Origin of the sequence: Streptomyces sp. CA-142005 (assembly GCF_050942335.1) — a bacterium.
Lineage (GTDB): Bacteria > Actinomycetota > Actinomycetes > Streptomycetales > Streptomycetaceae > Streptomyces.
Genome location: NZ_CP192078.1, coordinates 1,603,005 through 1,617,759, shown reverse-complemented (window position 1 = coordinate 1,617,759; position 14,755 = coordinate 1,603,005). Strand labels below are relative to the sequence as shown.

Here is a 14,755-nt window from a genome sequence, read left to right as displayed (position 1 = left end):
TCGAACAGGCAGGAACGTACCTGACCGGCCCGAAGGCGCGCACTTCCTTTTCGCGTGGCGGGAGGGGCGGGCCTTCTTCCTCAGCGCTCGGGCGACCTGGGCGACCTGTGCCACGCCTTCATCCTCATGGCGCTCGGGTGGCGTCCCGCTCTGCTCGACGCACCCCTCACACCCCTGCGGAGCATGTCGGAGGACCACCTCGGCCGGCCACCCGGGCTCGCCCGGCTGTTCCCGTCCCGCTCCCGCGGCCAGGCCGTGGACCGCACCACCGACTGGCGCGGCAGCGTGGGTTCCGTCGTGGCGCACGGCCCGACCGAGGAACTCGCCCTGTACGACGCGGCAGCGACGGCCCGTCCGGTACGTCCCCGCATCCTGTGACGGCCCACCAGGCCCGCGCCGCCGACGGCACCGGGCCGCTCGTCGTCCGCGCGTGCGTGGTGCGGAACGCCGGGCTCAGTCCGGCGTGCCGTGCCTGTCGAACGAGCCCGGCCTGCCACTCAGGCGTACGGCCTCGAGGGCGATGTACAGCTCGGCCGAGGCCTCCGCGTCGGTGGTGCGGCGGCCGGTCAGCTCGGCGATGCGGTTGAGGCGGTACAGGACCGTGTTGCGGTGGCAGTGCAGCCGGCCGGCCGCCGCCGTCGTCGACCCGCCGCAGGCGAACCAGGCGTGCAGGGTGTCCAGCAGGGTCGCCTGTTCCTGCCGGGGCAGGGCGAGAAGCCGGCCGAGGACCGCACGGGCGACCTCCTGCGCCATGTCGGGGGCGGCGGCCGCCAGGAGCGACACCGGCGCGCTGCCGTAGAGATGGGTGCCGCCCGTGCCGTGCGGCAGGCACTGCACGGCGAGTTGGGCCTGCCGCCAGGCAGCCGGGGCGTTCACGGGCGAGGTGAAGGCGCGGCTGACCCCGACCCGGGACAGCGCGATGTCGGACAGCCGGTCGACCGCATGTGCGACGGCCTGCTCGTTGGGGAGGGACAGCAGGCCCACCCAGGCCCCTATCGGCTGGATCCACTCGGAGCCGATTCCAGCGGCACCCAGCCGGCTTCGCACGCTGGGCAGGGGCTCGACCCCGTCGTGGACCTCGGCGCAGACCACCAGGAAGGGGCCCTGCCGGTCGAGGTCCAGGACCCGCGCGATCTCCCAGGCGCTCGCGCTGGTACCGGCCCTGCCGTCCAGCAGGGTGGTGAGCATCATGCTCCGGGCCGTGGTGTCGCGACGCGACTGTTCCTCGACGGCGGCCCGGTATGCCTCGGCGGCCGCGCTGGAGTAGTCGTCGACGGCCGCCCAGATGTCGGAGGCCATGTGCAGCAGCTGGACGGTGCTTTCCTCGTCCACGGCGGTCGCGAGCAGCCGGTCCCAGACGAAACGGCCGGCCAGCCGGTAGGCGTGCAGCAGTGCGGCCAGCGGGATGCCCTGTGCCGCCTTCAGCCGTCCGGCGGCGCGGGGCGCCTGAAGCGTCGTGGGCCGCCCCTGCAGTGCCGCGAACATCGTGGTCAGGTTGTCGCGCACCACGGCGCGCAACTGGTCCCGGACGAGCAGCGTGCTCCCGGCGTACGAGTGCTCGCCTCCGAGGATCTCGTCGGTGAGGTCCTCCGCGAGCCGGTCCACCTCGGTCAGCAGGCGGCCGACCAGTTCGACGACCCGGTCGGCGGCCATCGGCTGCGTCGTCACGCGCGCAGTGTAGTCCGGCGGGACTGTGCACCGGCACAGTCCGGCGTCGCCTTTTCCCGCCCCCTGCCTATGGCCGAAACCGGTTCCGAGCGGTGGAATCACCGGCGGCGTGTCTCACCGTGCTCACACGGATCGGGCATGTGCACAAGTCGTGGCGGATCGAAGGAGATCGCATGGACAACTGGGGGCACGCACCCGGTACGGCCGGGATGGGACGCCGGAGATTCCTCGGGTACGTGCTGGCCGCCTCGACCCTGACCGTGGCCGCCGAACTCGGTGAGGCCGTGCTCGCGCCCGAGGAGGCGGCGGCCGTCGTCCCCTCCGTGCCGGGCCCCGCGGAGATCTACGACCTCAACGACATGCTCACCGATGCGGCACTGCCGACGGCCAACCTGATCACGATCCGGATCGACGGCGACGGCACGGCCTCCTTCGCGCTGCCCCGGGCGGAGGTCGGGCAGGGCATCACGACGTCCAGCGCCATGCTGATCGCCGAGGAACTGGACCTGCCGCTGGAGCGGGTCCGGGTCACGCTCGCGGACGCGCGGCCGGAGCTGCTGTTCAACCAGCTCACCGGTGGCTCCAACACCACGATCTCGACGTTCACACCGATCCGGGTCGCTGCCGCGGTGGCCCGGGGCCGGCTGTTGCGGGCGGCGGCCCTGGAGCTGGGGGAGGCACTGGGCACCCTGACCGCCAAGGCCGGGGTCATCACCTCCTCGGCCACCGGACGCAGTCTCACCTACGGTGACCTCGCGGAAAAGGCGGCAGCGGTGACGTCCAGCCAGGTGTCGGTCGCCCTCAAGGAGGCCACGGAGTTCGAGATCATCGGCACCGCGCAGCGGCGCATCGACGCGCGGGACGCGGTGACCGGACGCAAGAAGTTCGCCATGGACCTGCACATCCCCGACGCCCTGCCGACGATGGTGTGCCGGCCGCCGACGATCAACGGCACCGTGCGCTCGGTGGACAACCCGGCCGAGGTGCGGGCCATGCCCGGCATCACGGACGTCGTGGCCGTCTCCACCGGAGTCGCCGTCCGCGGCCGTACGTTCGGCCAGTGCATCGACGCTGTGCGCGCGCTGAAGGTCACCTGGGGCCCCGGAACGGCCGACGCACACAGCGACGACACCGTCCGCGACGAACTCCGCGAGGCCGAACTCCCGCTTCCAGCCCTGGGCTTGCTGACGAAGTCGGTGGACGCCCGGTTCACCTTCCACTTCGCGAGCAACAGCGCACTGGAGACCAACTGCGCCATCGCCGACGTACGAGCGGACTCGGCCGAGATCTGGGGGAGCCTGAAGTCCCCGATCACCGCCCAGGAACAGATCGCGCTGAAGCTGGGGCTGCCTACCTCCGCGGTGCGGGTCCACGTCACCGAGGGCGGCGGCTCCTTCGGGCGGAAACTCTTCCACGACGCCGCCGCCGAGGCCGCCGAGATCTCCAAGGCGATGGGCAAGCCGGTCAAGCTCATGTGGCACCGCACCGACGACTTCCGGCAGGGCCGCACGCACCCGATGGCCACCTCGCGGGTGCGCGCCACCTACGCGCTCGGCCAGGTGCTCACCTACGACCAGCGGCACACCTCCGTCGCCACCGACTTCGGCCACGGCGTCGGCGAGATCATCACCGCGCAGGCCGCGCGGCTGCCCGTCGGCGATCTCACCTTCTCCGAGACGATCTTCGCGCTCAGTCAGCAGACCCCGTACGACTTCGGTGTCGTCACCCAGGTGCTGGGCGAGACCGACAAGGGCTTCAACACCGGCTCGATGCGCAACATCTACTCGCCCAACGTCCGCTGTGCGCAGGAGCTGGTCGTGGACGAGCTGGCCAAGCGGATGGGCAAGGACCCCTACCGGTTCCGCCGGGACTTCCTCAGGGACGAGCGGGCGCGGGCCGTCCTCGACAAGGTGGCCGACGCCGGGAACTGGGGCCGGGCCATGCCCGCCGGGACGGCGCAGGGCATCGCGCTGCATCCCGAGTACCACGCCTGCGTCGCCGTCCTCGCCGAGATCGACTGCCGCCCGCAGACCACCGGCCGCACGGTCCGCGACGCCTACACCGGTCCCCGCGTGACCAAGGTCGTGTGCGCCGTCGACGTGGGTCTGGCGGTCAACCCGCGAGGTCTCGAGGCGCAGATGATGGGCGGCATCATGGACGGCATCGCGATCACTCTCAGCTCCGGCCTCCATCTCGACCACGGCCACTTCCTGGAAGGAAGCTGGGACAACTACTTCTACACCCGGCAGTGGAACACCCCGCCCGAGCTGGAGATCGTCGTCATGCCGCCGACCACCGGGCAGCCCGGCGGTGCGGGCGAACTGGCCGTGGCGGGTGCGGCCGCCGGCGTGGCCTGCGCCTACGGCCGCGCCACCGGCACCATGCCGACGAGCTTCCCGCTCAATCACGGCGGACCGCTCGGCTTCGAGCCGCTGCCCACCACGCCGCCGATCCCCGCTTCCCCCACCGACGGCCTCGACCGCGCCTTCTAGGAGACCCCCGTGCCCGAACACACCTTCATCCTCAACGGCAAGCGGGTGACCGTCGACATCGAGGACGACGTCCGGCTGCTGTGGGTGCTCAGAGACGTCCTCGGCGTCACCGGACCCAAGTACGGCTGCGGGCTGGGCGTCTGCCAGGCCTGCACCAGCCACATCAACGGCAAGGCGTTCAACCCGTGTTCGGTGCCGGTGAAGGACATCGGCAGCGATGACGAGATCACCACCATCGAGGGCCTGCCCGGCACGGTCGGCGAGGACCTGCACCCCATGCAGGAGGCCTGGCTGGAGTACGACGTCGCCCAGTGCGGCTACTGCCAGCCCGGTCAGATCATGACCGCCGTCGCCAAGGTCCGCCAGGCCCGCGAGGAGGGCCGGGAGATCACCGAGGCCGACCTCGACGAGATCCGCAACGTCTGCCGGTGCGGCACCTACCACCGCATACGGCAGGCGATCACGGCCGGTGCCAAGAAGTACTGAGGCGCCGTGCCGTCTCTCGCCGGGCTACCGGCGCCAGGGAGCGGCGGGCCTATTGGGGGCCGGCGGGCTTCAGCTGGAGTGCGTTCTCCCAGATCTTGTTGAGCGTGGTCACCAGCCGTTCGAAGGGGATCCGCTGCCCGAGCACGAACACGCTGTAGGCCATGCGGCTCACCATGCCGGACAGGGCGTGGGCCGTCACCAGCGGATCGAGCGTGGGGTCGGCCTCGCCGTTGTCCTGCAGGGCGCGGATCATCTTGGCGTTGCGGCGCGCGAAGGCGTTGCCGCGCTCGATGCGCAGCGCCCGGAAGTTGTCGTCGATGTGGGCGACCTGCTCGAACAGGGCCATCAGGCGCGCGTTCTTCTTGTAGGAGCGCAGATAGTCGCGGTTGGCCGCGTCGATGAGCTGCCGGGTGTCCGTGATGCCGGTGCGCTCGCGCAGGTGCGGGTGGAGCATCTCCTCCTGCACGATCTCCACGAGCGCCCGGAAGACGTCCTCTTTGTCGTTGAAGTAGGTGTAGAACGAGCCGGACGCGACATGGGCGGCCGCGGTGATGTCGGTGATCCGGGCGTCGAGATAGCCGTCGCGCTCGAAGACCTCGCGCGCCGCGGCGATGAGCGCGCTGCGCGTACGCTCGCCCCGCCGGCTGCGCGGGGCGAGCGGTTGCCGGGAGCCGTCATGAGCCGGGGCCTGGGAAACCAATGCAGTCCATTCGCCGTCGTTCGCACACGTGCAGGTGGCAGCCGATGATAGTCGCCGCCGGGCGGATCGGCCCCGGCAGCCGCCTCACTCTCCCGGGCCGAGGGATCCCAGGAAGCGGAGCAGCGCCGCGTTGACCTCCTCGGGCCGCTCCTGCTGGACCCAGTGACCGGCGCCCTCCAGCACGACGTGCTCACGCAGGTCGGTGAGGACCGTCCCCAGGCTGTCGGCGGGCATGAACCTGGCGACGGGATCCCGGGAGCCGGTGAGGAAGAAGGACGGCCGCGTGATGGGGCGGCCCGCCAGTTCGCGGGTCAGTGCCCAGTTGCGGTCCATGGAGCGGTAGTAGTTGAGGCCGCCCGTGAAGCCGGTCTCCTCGAACGTCTCGACATAGTAGGCCAGTTCGTCCTCGCCGAGCCACGGCGGCGGCGCGAGTTCCGCCTCGTCGCGGGACGCCCACTCGGCGGAGTAGACCTCCCGTGCGACGAGGGTCCTGCGGACGTTCCGCGCCAGCGCCCGGTCCGCGACTCCGGGCTCCTGGAACCACACCAGGTAGAAGTCGTCGCCCAGACGCGAACGGAGGACGGGCAGCGGCGGGACGGGGGAGCGCGGGGTGGCGGGGACGCTCATGCCGGCGACGGCGCGCACCCGTTCGGGGTGCAGCCAGGCCATGTGCCAGACGACGTTCGCCCCCCAGTCGTGTCCCACGAAGATTGCGTCCTCGGCACCCACGTCGTCCAGGAGACCCGCGAGGTCGGCGCACAGGTTCACCACGTCGTAGGCCTCCGCGTCCTGCGGCCGTGAGCTTCCCCCGTAGCCGCGCATGTCGGGCGCGAGGACCCGGTATCCGGCCTCGGCCAGTGCGAAGACCTGATGGCGCCAGGAGAAGGCCAGCTCGGGGAAGCCGTGGCACAGCACGACGGGCGGTGTGCCGGGCCTGGGCTCGCCGTGCTCGAAGACGCGCAGGGTGATGCCGTTCGTCGCGACATCACGCGGCTCGAGGCGCTCCCAGTCCGCGAGTGAAGCCTTCGTCGTCATGTGCCAGCACACCGCCAATCGGCTGATCCCTTCGAGCCGAACGGGCCTGCTCAGCCGGGACTTGAAAGTATTGAACTTGACGTTGGATTCAAATATACAGGGTTGTGGCCCCACACATCGACGGGACGAGGAGGTCACATGGCGCCGTCCGGGACCCGCACCGCCGTCCTGTTCGACTTCGGAGGGGTGCTCACCACCAGCGTGCTCGCAGCCTTCGAGCGGCTGGGGGCCGACCTGGGCTGTGATCCACGGCTGCCGCTGCGGCTCCTGGCCGGGGACAGGGCGAGCGGCGCCCTGCTCGTGGCGCACGAGGAGGGCCGGATCGGCGAGCTGGAGTTCGAGCGGGGCTTCGCCGAGCGGCTCCGGGCCCACGGAGTGGCGATCGACCCTGCCGAGCCGGGCATCGTAGGCCGGATCCAGGGCGCGATGCGGCCCGACCGCGCCATGGTCGAGCTGGTGGCGCGGGTGAGAGGCGCCGGGTATCGCGTCGGGCTGCTGTCCAACTCGCTCGGCGACGACTGCTACGCCGGTTTCGACCTGCCGGCCATGTTCGACGCCGTCACCGTCTCGGGGGAGACAGGCGTCCGCAAACCCTCGCGCCGGGCCTACGAGATCGCCTGCGAACGGCTGGGCGTCCGCCCGCCGGACGCGGTGATGGTGGACGACCTGGAGCAGAACGTCAACGCCGCCGAACGCGCGGGTCTCGCGGGGATCGTGCACACGGACGCCGAAGCGACCGCCGCGGCGCTGAAGTCCGTACTGCGCCCGTCCGCGCAGACGCGGTGACCTTCCTTCCGTGACCACCACGAGCCCACCGAGGTGAAACCGTGTTCCAGGCGACCGACAGGGCCAAGGCCTACCAGGAGAAGCTGCTCGCCTTCATGGACGAGCACATCTACCCCGCAGAGCCCGTCTACGAGACGCAGATGGCGCAGTCGGGTGATCCGCACTTCCATCCTCCCGTCCTGGAGGAGCTGAAGGCCGAGGCCAGGAAGCAGGGCCTGTGGAACCTCTTCCACCCGCATCCCGAGTGGGGACCGGGCCTGACCAACCTCGAGTACGCCCCGCTGGCCGAGATCATGGGCCGCAGCCCGCACCTGGCGCCGGAGGCCACCAACTGCAACGCCCCGGACACCGGGAACATGGAGGTGCTCACGCTCTTCGGCACCGAGGAGCACAAGGAGAGGTGGCTCAGGCCGCTGCTCGCCGGCGAGATCGCCTCCGCGTTCGCGATGACCGAACCGGCCGTCGCCAGTTCCGACGCACGCAACATCCAGCTGCGCATGCGGCGCGACGGCGACGACTACATCCTCGACGGACGCAAGTGGTGGACCTCCAACGTCCTGCACAAGAACTGCAAGGTCCTCATCGTCATGGGCAAGACCGACCCGGACGCGCCCAGCCACCGTCAGCAGAGCATGATGGTCGTGCCGCTGGACACCCCCGGCGTCACCGTCGTGCGCAACCTGCCCGTGTTCGGCTACCAGGACCGGGAAGGCCACGGCGAGGTCCTCTTCGAGAACGTGCGGGTACCCTCCACGGCCCTGCTCGCCCGCGAGGGCGACGGCTTCATGATCAGTCAGGCCCGGCTGGGTCCCGGGCGCATCCACCACTGCATGCGCACCATCGGCATGGCCGAGCGGGCGCTGGACCTGATGATCGACCGGGCCCAGCAGCGCACGACGTTCGGGGCCCCGCTCGCCGAGCGGGCCAACATCCAGGACTGGATCGCCGAGGCCCGTATCGAGATCGACATGGCCCGGCTGCTCACCCTCCAGGCGGCCCATCTGATGGACACCGTGGGCAACAAGGAGGCGCGGACGGAGATCGCCGCCATCAAGGTGGCCGCACCGGACATCGCCCTCAGGGTCGTCGACCGTGCCATCCAGGTCCACGGGGGAGCCGGCGTCTCCGACGACTTCCCCCTGGCCAGCATGTACGCCCACCTGCGCACCCTGCGCCTGGCGGACGGCCCCGACGAGGTCCACAAGCGGACCATCGCCCACCGGGAACTGCGCCGTCGCGAGGCCGAGCGAGGCCCGAGGTGAGCTGAGGACGTGTCCTTCCGAGGGCTGTGGGCGCTCGCGACGCAGCCCTCAGCCCTCGAAGTACCGGCGCGGGTCGACGCGGAGAATGGTGTCGACGTCGTCCTTCGACACACCCTTCGCCAGCAGGGCCTGCAGGACGTCCTCGCTGATGTGCCGGAAGTTCCACCGCGGAGCGAGCGCGGCGCGGTCCACGGCGCCGAACCAGTCGATGTGGCACGCGGCGTCGTGCGAGATGATGATCCGGTCGGTGTAGCCGCGACGCACCAGCTCGACGATGGTGTCGACGCGCTCCTCGGTGGACAGCACCGCCTCGACGCCGAACCGGTCCATACCGAGGAAGGAGCCGGCATCGGCGAGCCGCATCAGGTGGTCGAGGTCGGTGGAATCCCCGGCGTGACCGATGACGACCCGGGTCAGATCCACGCCTTCCTCGGCGAGGACACGCTGCGCGACAAGACCGGACTCGGTGTGCGCGTTGGTGTACACGGTGATCGGCGCGCCCGTGCGCACGGACCCCCGGCCCACCGCCCGCATCACCCGCTCGACCCCGGGCGTGAGGCCCGGCTCCTCGATGGCGCGCTTGAGGAACGCCGCCCGCACACCGGTGTCCGCGATGCCCTCGGTGAGATCCTTGACGAACAGGTCCACCAAAGGGTCCGGCATGTCGAACATCAGCCCCGGTCCGGTGTTGTGGAACTGGAACGGGACGTCGTTGTAGGTGTAGAGCCCGGTCGCCGGGACGATGTTGAGGTCCGTGCGGGCGGCGATCTTCTGGATCCGGGGGATGTACCGCCCGAGGCCCAGCACCGTCGGATCGAGGATGGTGTCGATGCCCAGCCCCTTGAGTTCGGTCAGCTGGGCGACCGCGGCGTCGACGACCGCCTGCTCGTCCCAGTCCGCGTAGTTCTGCCGGAACTCCTCGCCCACCACCACGACATGCTCGTGGACGAGGACGTTGCCGAGCTCGCCGGCGTCGACCGGGCCCCGGACCGTCCAGACCTCCGTCATCGATCCGCCCTTCCGGTGTTGACGTCGGGTTCAGGATGAGCCGAGCGTGCCGCCGCCGGAACAGGCCGTCAAGGATCGCGGCACGGATATTGAAGGTGGATTCACCTTCGAATACCGTCGACAGCCGAGCGGGCGGAGCCGTGTGACGAGGCGGTGCCCCGCGCGCTCCGCATCCGCAGATGCTCGCTGCCCTGGTGCAAGAACGGGCGACACGACCCACCGACACCTTGGAGCCGTCATGAGCACGATTCCGTCCGCCACGGACGAGTCCGCCACCACACCTGATTCCGCACAGGCCCGATCGAGCGCCGCCCTGAGACGCCTGTGGCGCCGCCAACTTCCCGCCTACCCGGCGCCCCTGGCCCGGTACAGCTGCCTCGCGATCGTCGTCCTGTCGACGATCGTCCTCTACTACGCGCTGTACATCCAGTACGGCGTCGGCACGTCGATCATGGCCGAATTCCACATGAGCTTCCTCTACTTCGTGTGGATGTCCGTCATCGGCAACGCCGTGGGAGCCGTCGCCTCACTCGTGGCCGGCCTGGCCGACCGGTGGGGCCGAGCCAATCTCGTCGTCTACGGCCTTCTGGTGGTCGGCGCCCTGATGCTCGCGCTGCCGCACGCCCCGGACAAGGGCATCTATCTGGCCATGTTCGAGGGGATCTACTTCGTCGAGGGCTTGGTGCTGGTGGCGACCCCGGCACTGATCAGGGACTTCTCACCCCAGCTCGGCCGGGCCGGCGCGATGGGTTTCTGGACGATGGGTCCGGTGGTCGGCTCCCTCGTGGTCACCGTCGTCACCAGCGCGACCCTCGACTCCACGTCCTGGCGCGACCAGTTGCGGTTCGCGGGTCTCGCCACGCTCGCCGTGTTCCTGCTCGCCCTGTTCGGACTGCGCGAACTCTCCCCGCGGCTGCGGGACCAGCTCATGGTGAGCGTGCGCGACCGCGCGCTGATCGAGGCGCGGGCGCGCCGGCAGCAGGCGACACCCGGCCAGGCTGGGCACTGGCGGCAGATGCTGCGTCCGGACGTCGTCGGGTCGGCGTTCGCGATCAGCGTCTACCTGCTCCTCTACTACTCCGCGGTCGGCAACCTGGTCATCTACTACTCGACCGTCTTCGGCTACACCGAGCAGCGGGCCAACGCCCTCGCGAACTGGTACTGGGCCAGCAACGCGATAGCACTGGTGCTCGTCGGCCTGCTCTCCGACAAGCTCGGCGTACGCAAGCCGTTCATGCTCGTCGGGGCGGTCGGGTCGATCGTGGTGACCTCGCTGTTCGCCCTCGCCGCGACGGACAAGGACACCGGCTACTACCACTTCGCCGCGCTGTTCGTCGGCATCGGCGTGTGCGCGGGACTCACCTACGCCCCGTGGATGGCGAGCTTCACGGAGACGGTGGAACGGCGCAATCCGGCGGCTACGGCGACGGGACTCGCGGTCTGGGCATGGCTCCTGCGGGTCGTGGTGACCGTCTCGGCCGCGTGTGTTCCCGTGGTGGTCACCTCGGTGACCCCGCTCGTGGAACACGGCGCCGAGGTGCAGGCCGCCGCCGGCGCGGCGGCACCCGCGCGGCGCGTGATCAGCGCGCATCCCGCCCTCTTCGCCGAACTGGAGAAGTACCCCGCGGGTGAGATTCCCGCCGGTCTCCAGGCACGGGCCCTGAAGGAGGTGGGCGCCGCGGACCTGGCGCTGGTGAGCGAGGCCCGGCCCGCGCTGCGCACGCTCCGCCTGCACGGAGCCGAGGTCGCGCAGGCGGCGGACGAGGGTCCCGGGCAGTGGCAGACCTGGTGGTGGGTGTGCGTCGGTGGCCAGGCCGTCTTCCTGCCGCTGATGTTCCTCATGCACGGACGCTGGAGCCCGAGACGGGCACGGCAGGACGCCGAGGAACACCGGCGGTCCGTCGAACGGGAACTGGCACTGCTGGAAAGCCCGGGCATGCGGATGGAATGAGGGAGGCGTCGCCCGGCACGGGCGTCGCGCGCGGTTCGTCGTCCGCACGCGTCGCCCGTGGCGCAGGCGGCCTCGGGACGACTGGTCAGGGTGGTGTCCGGTCGCGGAGTAGGGCTGGACCCCTGACCGGGACACGACCCGGGTTCAGCTCAGCTTCCTCAGCAGCTCGGCGGCGAGCGGGGCCGATGAGGCGGGGTTCTGACCGGTGATCAGATTGCGGTCGACGACCACGTTGGGCGCCCACGGCTCGCCGGCCCGGACGTCGACGCCCGCCTCTTCGAGCCGCGTCTGCAGCAGCCACTTGGCCCTCTCGGCCAGACCCGCCTGCGTCTCCTCGGCATTGGTGAACGCGGCCACCCGGTAACCGGCGAAGGCGTTGGAACCGTCGCTCTTCTCGGCGGCGAGCAGCGCGGCCGGGCCGTGGCAGACCACGCCCAGCGGCTTGCCGGAGGCGAGGGTGTCGATCAGGAGCCCGCCCGAGGTGGCGTTGACGGCGAGATCCTCCATGGGACCGTGGCCGCCGGGGTAGAAGACGGCGTCGTAGTCGTCCAGGCGGACGTCCTCCAGGCGGATCGGGTTCTCGATCTCGGCCATGGAGGCGAGGACGGCGGCGATCCGGTCGGCGCCCTCCTGGCCGCCGTTGACCTCGGGGGCGAGGCTGCCGCGGTCGACGGCCGGAACGACACCGCCGGGCGTGGCGACGACGATCTCGTGACCGGCGGCCTTGAACGCCTCGTACGGGGCGACGGCCTCCTCGGCCCAGAAGCCGGTGGGGTGCTTGGTGCCGTCGGCCAGCGTCCAGTGGTCGACGCCGGTCATCACGAAGAGGATCTTCGACATGGTGCTTCTTTCGTCAGGAGCTGACATCGGTCTCGAACGTAGGCCCCCCAGCCATTTGTTTCCAATGAGCATTCCAATGTCAGGCATTGGAACTTCTATGGCTACATTGGGAGTGTGAGCGATACCGACTCCGGTGACAGGTCCCCGGCTCCGCGCCCGGCCGCCGCCCCGCATGCGTTCGATCTGAACCTGCTGCGCACGTTCCTCGCGGTGTACCGGTCGGGTTCGTTCACCGGCGCCGCCCAGCTGCTGGGGCTGTCGCAGCCGACGGTGACGACACAGATGCGGACCCTGGAGCGGCAGACGGGGCGGGAGCTGTTCGAGCGGCTGCCGCGCGGGGTCGCGCCGACGGCCGTGGCCGACGAACTCGCGGTGCGCGTCGCGCCGGGGCTCGACATGCTCGCCGCCGTGGCCGGCCCGGACACGGCGGAAGGCCGTACGGCCGAACCGGTGCACCTCGCCGGTCCCGCCGAGTTGCTGTGCACCCGCGTGCTGCCCGCGCTGGCGCCGCTCGTGGCTGACGGGGTGCGGCTGCGGGTGGCGGCGGGGCTGACCGACGCGCTGCTCGACGAGCTGCGGGCGGGCCGCCACGACCTGGTGATCGCCACGCACCGCCCCCGGGGCCGTACGCTGTCCGCGGTGGCGCTGGCGGACGAGGAGTTCGTGCTGGTGGCCGCGCCCTCATGGGCCGAGCGCCTGAAGGAGCCGCTCGCCGCCGAGGGCCCGGCGGTCCTGCACTCCGTCCCGCTGGTGACGTACGCCGAGGACCTGCCCATCGCCCGCCGCTACTGGCGTCACGTCTTCGGTCGCCGGCTCTCCTGCCCCGCCGCCGTCACCGTGCCCGACCTGCGCGGAGTGAAGGCCGCGGTCGTGGCCGGCGCGGGCTTCACCGTGCTGCCCCGCTACCTGTGCGCCGACGAACTGGCCTGCGGGGCCCTCGTCCTGCTGCACGAGCCCGACGATCCCCCGATCAACACCGGCTACCTGGTCCAGCGACCGGGCGTCCCCGACAACCCGGACGTGATCCGCGTCCGCGACCACCTTCTGCGGGCCTTCCGCGGCGGGTGACGACCGGGACAGGGGGCACCGCCAGGTCCCGGACCCCGGCTCAGGGCTTGCCGTCCGGACGCCTCCCGCCGGCCATGGGCAGGGCAGGAGGGGTGCTCCCGGCGGAGGTCTCCTCGGCGACCGGAACCGGCTGCCGATAGCGCGTGGAGGTGTCGATCCTCGGTGCGGTCCGGCCGAGCCGCTGAGCCGTGGCCCGCGCCTCGTCATCGTCCGGCACGGACACCGCGAGGAGCCGGAAGGGGGCAGAGGGGCGCAGTTCGACGACCACGACGGGCCTGCCCGGCCGCAGGGCCACGAAGTCCGTCCCGCCGGGGTGAGCGCGCGTGCCGATGGACCAACCGCCCGGAATCCAGGTGCCGCGCTGCCGGACTCCGCGCAGGGCGCGCCACCACTCGGCTTCGGCCGTCACCCGGCACAGCGCCGTCAGCGGCACCCGCACATCACGGCGGCGGGCGGCCACCCGCTGCCACCACGCCAGGTGCAGGACCAGGTCGTCCCCGTCGACGAGAATGCGTGCCATCTTCTCAGCTCCTCCGTTCCATATTCGTCGCTCTTCCCGGCGGCCGCCGACACGGCCGCGGGCGCTGCCGCTGGTCACACGAGCGCGGAGCCGCAGTCCCGTCGGTGCGTCCGGTGTCGTGGCGGCCCGGCCCGGGTACCCGGCCAGGGCCCGGAGCGAGGTGCCGTGGTGTCCGTCCGGTCGTCCGAGTGCGAGCAGGCGCACCTGCCCCCGGGCGCGAGCCGTGGTACGACCGCACGCCGTGGCCCGGCGACGAGCACGGCGCAGGTGTGGAAGGAGTCGACGGGGCATGCGGTTTCATGATCGCGTCCATGCCGGCCGGGAGCTGGCCGAGCGGCTGCGCATCCGGCAGGAGGCAGGGGCGCTGACGCATCCGGTCGTGCTGGCCCTGCCGCGCGGCGGGGTGACGGTCGCCCGCGAGGTGGCGCGGGCACTGGAGGCACCGCTCGACGTGCTGGTCGCGCGCAAGATCGGCGCGCCCTTCCAGGAGGAGCTGGGCGTCGGGGCGCTCGCGGGTGACGATCCTCCGCTGTTCGACGACCGGACCCTGGACGAACTCGGTCTGGACGTGACGGCCCTGGACGACGTGGTGGAGCGCGAGCGGGCGGAGCTGCACCGCCGGGAGGAGCGGTACCGGCAGGGCCGTCCCGCGCCCGAGCTGCGGGACCGTACCGTCATCCTGGTGGACGACGGGGTGGCCACGGGGGCGACCGCGCGGGCGGCCCTGCGCTGGCTGCGCCGACAGGGCCCGGAGCGGGTGGTGCTGGCGGTTCCGGTGTGCTCCCCGCAGGCGTCCGAGCTGCTGCGCGGCGAGGCCGACGAGGTGCTGTGCCTGCAGCGGCCGACGGTCTTCCTGGCCGTGGGGGAGTGGTACGAGGACTTCGAGCAGCTGACCGACGACGACGTGCTCGCCGTGCTGCACGGGCAGTGACCCCCAGG

14 protein-coding genes are annotated in these 14,755 nt (G+C 71.2%); 8 read left to right on the top strand and 6 right to left on the bottom strand.

From position 1 onward, the window contains the following. The first annotated feature begins 54 nt into the window (after positions 1-54). The gene (locus ACQPXS_RS07905) at positions 55-378 is read left to right on the top strand and encodes a hypothetical protein (RefSeq protein WP_433448291.1); all 324 of its coding nucleotides are present in this window, start codon (positions 55-57) and stop codon (positions 376-378) included. A 75-nt stretch (positions 379-453) separates the two neighbouring features. Here the strand turns inward: ACQPXS_RS07905 and ACQPXS_RS07900 are convergent, their stop codons facing one another. Then, a complete protein-coding gene (locus ACQPXS_RS07900) occupies positions 454-1,668 on the bottom strand; it encodes a PucR family transcriptional regulator (RefSeq protein ID WP_433448289.1) in 1,215 nt (404 codons plus the stop codon). Between the two features lie 173 nt (positions 1,669-1,841). On the opposite strand from ACQPXS_RS07900, the gene ACQPXS_RS07895 reads away from it, so the two are divergent. Further along, positions 1,842-4,160, top strand: coding sequence for a molybdopterin cofactor-binding domain-containing protein (locus ACQPXS_RS07895; protein ID WP_433448287.1), 2,319 nt, complete (start codon positions 1,842-1,844; stop codon positions 4,158-4,160). Positions 4,161-4,169: 9 nt separating this feature from the next. Then, positions 4,170-4,646, top strand: coding sequence for a (2Fe-2S)-binding protein (locus ACQPXS_RS07890; RefSeq protein WP_351804889.1), 477 nt, complete (start codon positions 4,170-4,172; stop codon positions 4,644-4,646). Between the two features lie 49 nt (positions 4,647-4,695). Here ACQPXS_RS07890 and ACQPXS_RS07885 read toward each other — a convergent pair whose 3' ends face one another. After that, positions 4,696-5,346 carry a TetR/AcrR family transcriptional regulator gene (locus ACQPXS_RS07885; protein WP_433448284.1) on the bottom strand — a complete coding sequence of 217 codons (651 nt, stop codon included), beginning with the start codon at positions 5,344-5,346 and terminating at the stop codon, positions 4,696-4,698. An 84-nt stretch (positions 5,347-5,430) separates the two neighbouring features. After that, complete coding sequence (locus ACQPXS_RS07880; RefSeq protein WP_433448282.1) at positions 5,431-6,381, bottom strand: alpha/beta fold hydrolase; 951 nt, start codon at positions 6,379-6,381, stop codon at positions 5,431-5,433. 138 nt (positions 6,382-6,519) lie between these two features. Between ACQPXS_RS07880 and ACQPXS_RS07875 the strand changes: the two genes are divergently transcribed. Both ACQPXS_RS07875 and ACQPXS_RS07870 read left to right on the top strand, forming a co-directional pair. Beyond that, positions 6,520-7,167 carry an HAD family hydrolase gene (locus ACQPXS_RS07875; RefSeq protein WP_433448280.1) on the top strand — a complete coding sequence of 216 codons (648 nt, stop codon included), beginning with the start codon at positions 6,520-6,522 and terminating at the stop codon, positions 7,165-7,167. Positions 7,168-7,208: 41 nt separating this feature from the next. Then, a complete protein-coding gene (locus ACQPXS_RS07870; protein ID WP_356308054.1) occupies positions 7,209-8,429 on the top strand; it encodes an acyl-CoA dehydrogenase family protein in 1,221 nt (406 codons plus the stop codon). 48 nt (positions 8,430-8,477) lie between these two features. Here ACQPXS_RS07870 and ACQPXS_RS07865 read toward each other — a convergent pair whose 3' ends face one another. Continuing rightward, a complete protein-coding gene (locus ACQPXS_RS07865; RefSeq protein ID WP_433448278.1) occupies positions 8,478-9,437 on the bottom strand; it encodes a phosphotriesterase family protein in 960 nt (319 codons plus the stop codon). A 238-nt stretch (positions 9,438-9,675) separates the two neighbouring features. Between ACQPXS_RS07865 and ACQPXS_RS07860 the strand changes: the two genes are divergently transcribed. Continuing rightward, the gene (locus ACQPXS_RS07860; RefSeq protein WP_433448276.1) at positions 9,676-11,388 is read left to right on the top strand and encodes an MFS transporter; all 1,713 of its coding nucleotides are present in this window, start codon (positions 9,676-9,678) and stop codon (positions 11,386-11,388) included. Positions 11,389-11,532: 144 nt separating this feature from the next. Here ACQPXS_RS07860 and ACQPXS_RS07855 read toward each other — a convergent pair whose 3' ends face one another. Further along, entirely contained in the window at positions 11,533-12,228 is a 696-nt protein-coding gene (locus ACQPXS_RS07855) for a type 1 glutamine amidotransferase domain-containing protein (protein ID WP_433448274.1), read from the bottom strand. A gap of 114 nt (positions 12,229-12,342) precedes the next feature. Between ACQPXS_RS07855 and ACQPXS_RS07850 the strand changes: the two genes are divergently transcribed. Further along, positions 12,343-13,296, top strand: coding sequence for a LysR family transcriptional regulator (locus ACQPXS_RS07850; protein WP_433448272.1), 954 nt, complete (start codon positions 12,343-12,345; stop codon positions 13,294-13,296). A 40-nt stretch (positions 13,297-13,336) separates the two neighbouring features. On the opposite strand, the gene ACQPXS_RS07845 is transcribed toward ACQPXS_RS07850, so the two are convergent. Next, positions 13,337-13,816, bottom strand: coding sequence for a hypothetical protein (locus ACQPXS_RS07845; protein WP_433448270.1), 480 nt, complete (start codon positions 13,814-13,816; stop codon positions 13,337-13,339). Between the two features lie 289 nt (positions 13,817-14,105). Between ACQPXS_RS07845 and ACQPXS_RS07840 the strand changes: the two genes are divergently transcribed. Further along, positions 14,106-14,747, top strand: a complete 642-nt coding sequence (locus ACQPXS_RS07840; protein WP_351804907.1) for a phosphoribosyltransferase — start codon at positions 14,106-14,108, stop codon at positions 14,745-14,747. The last annotated feature ends 8 nt before the right edge of the window (positions 14,748-14,755 follow it).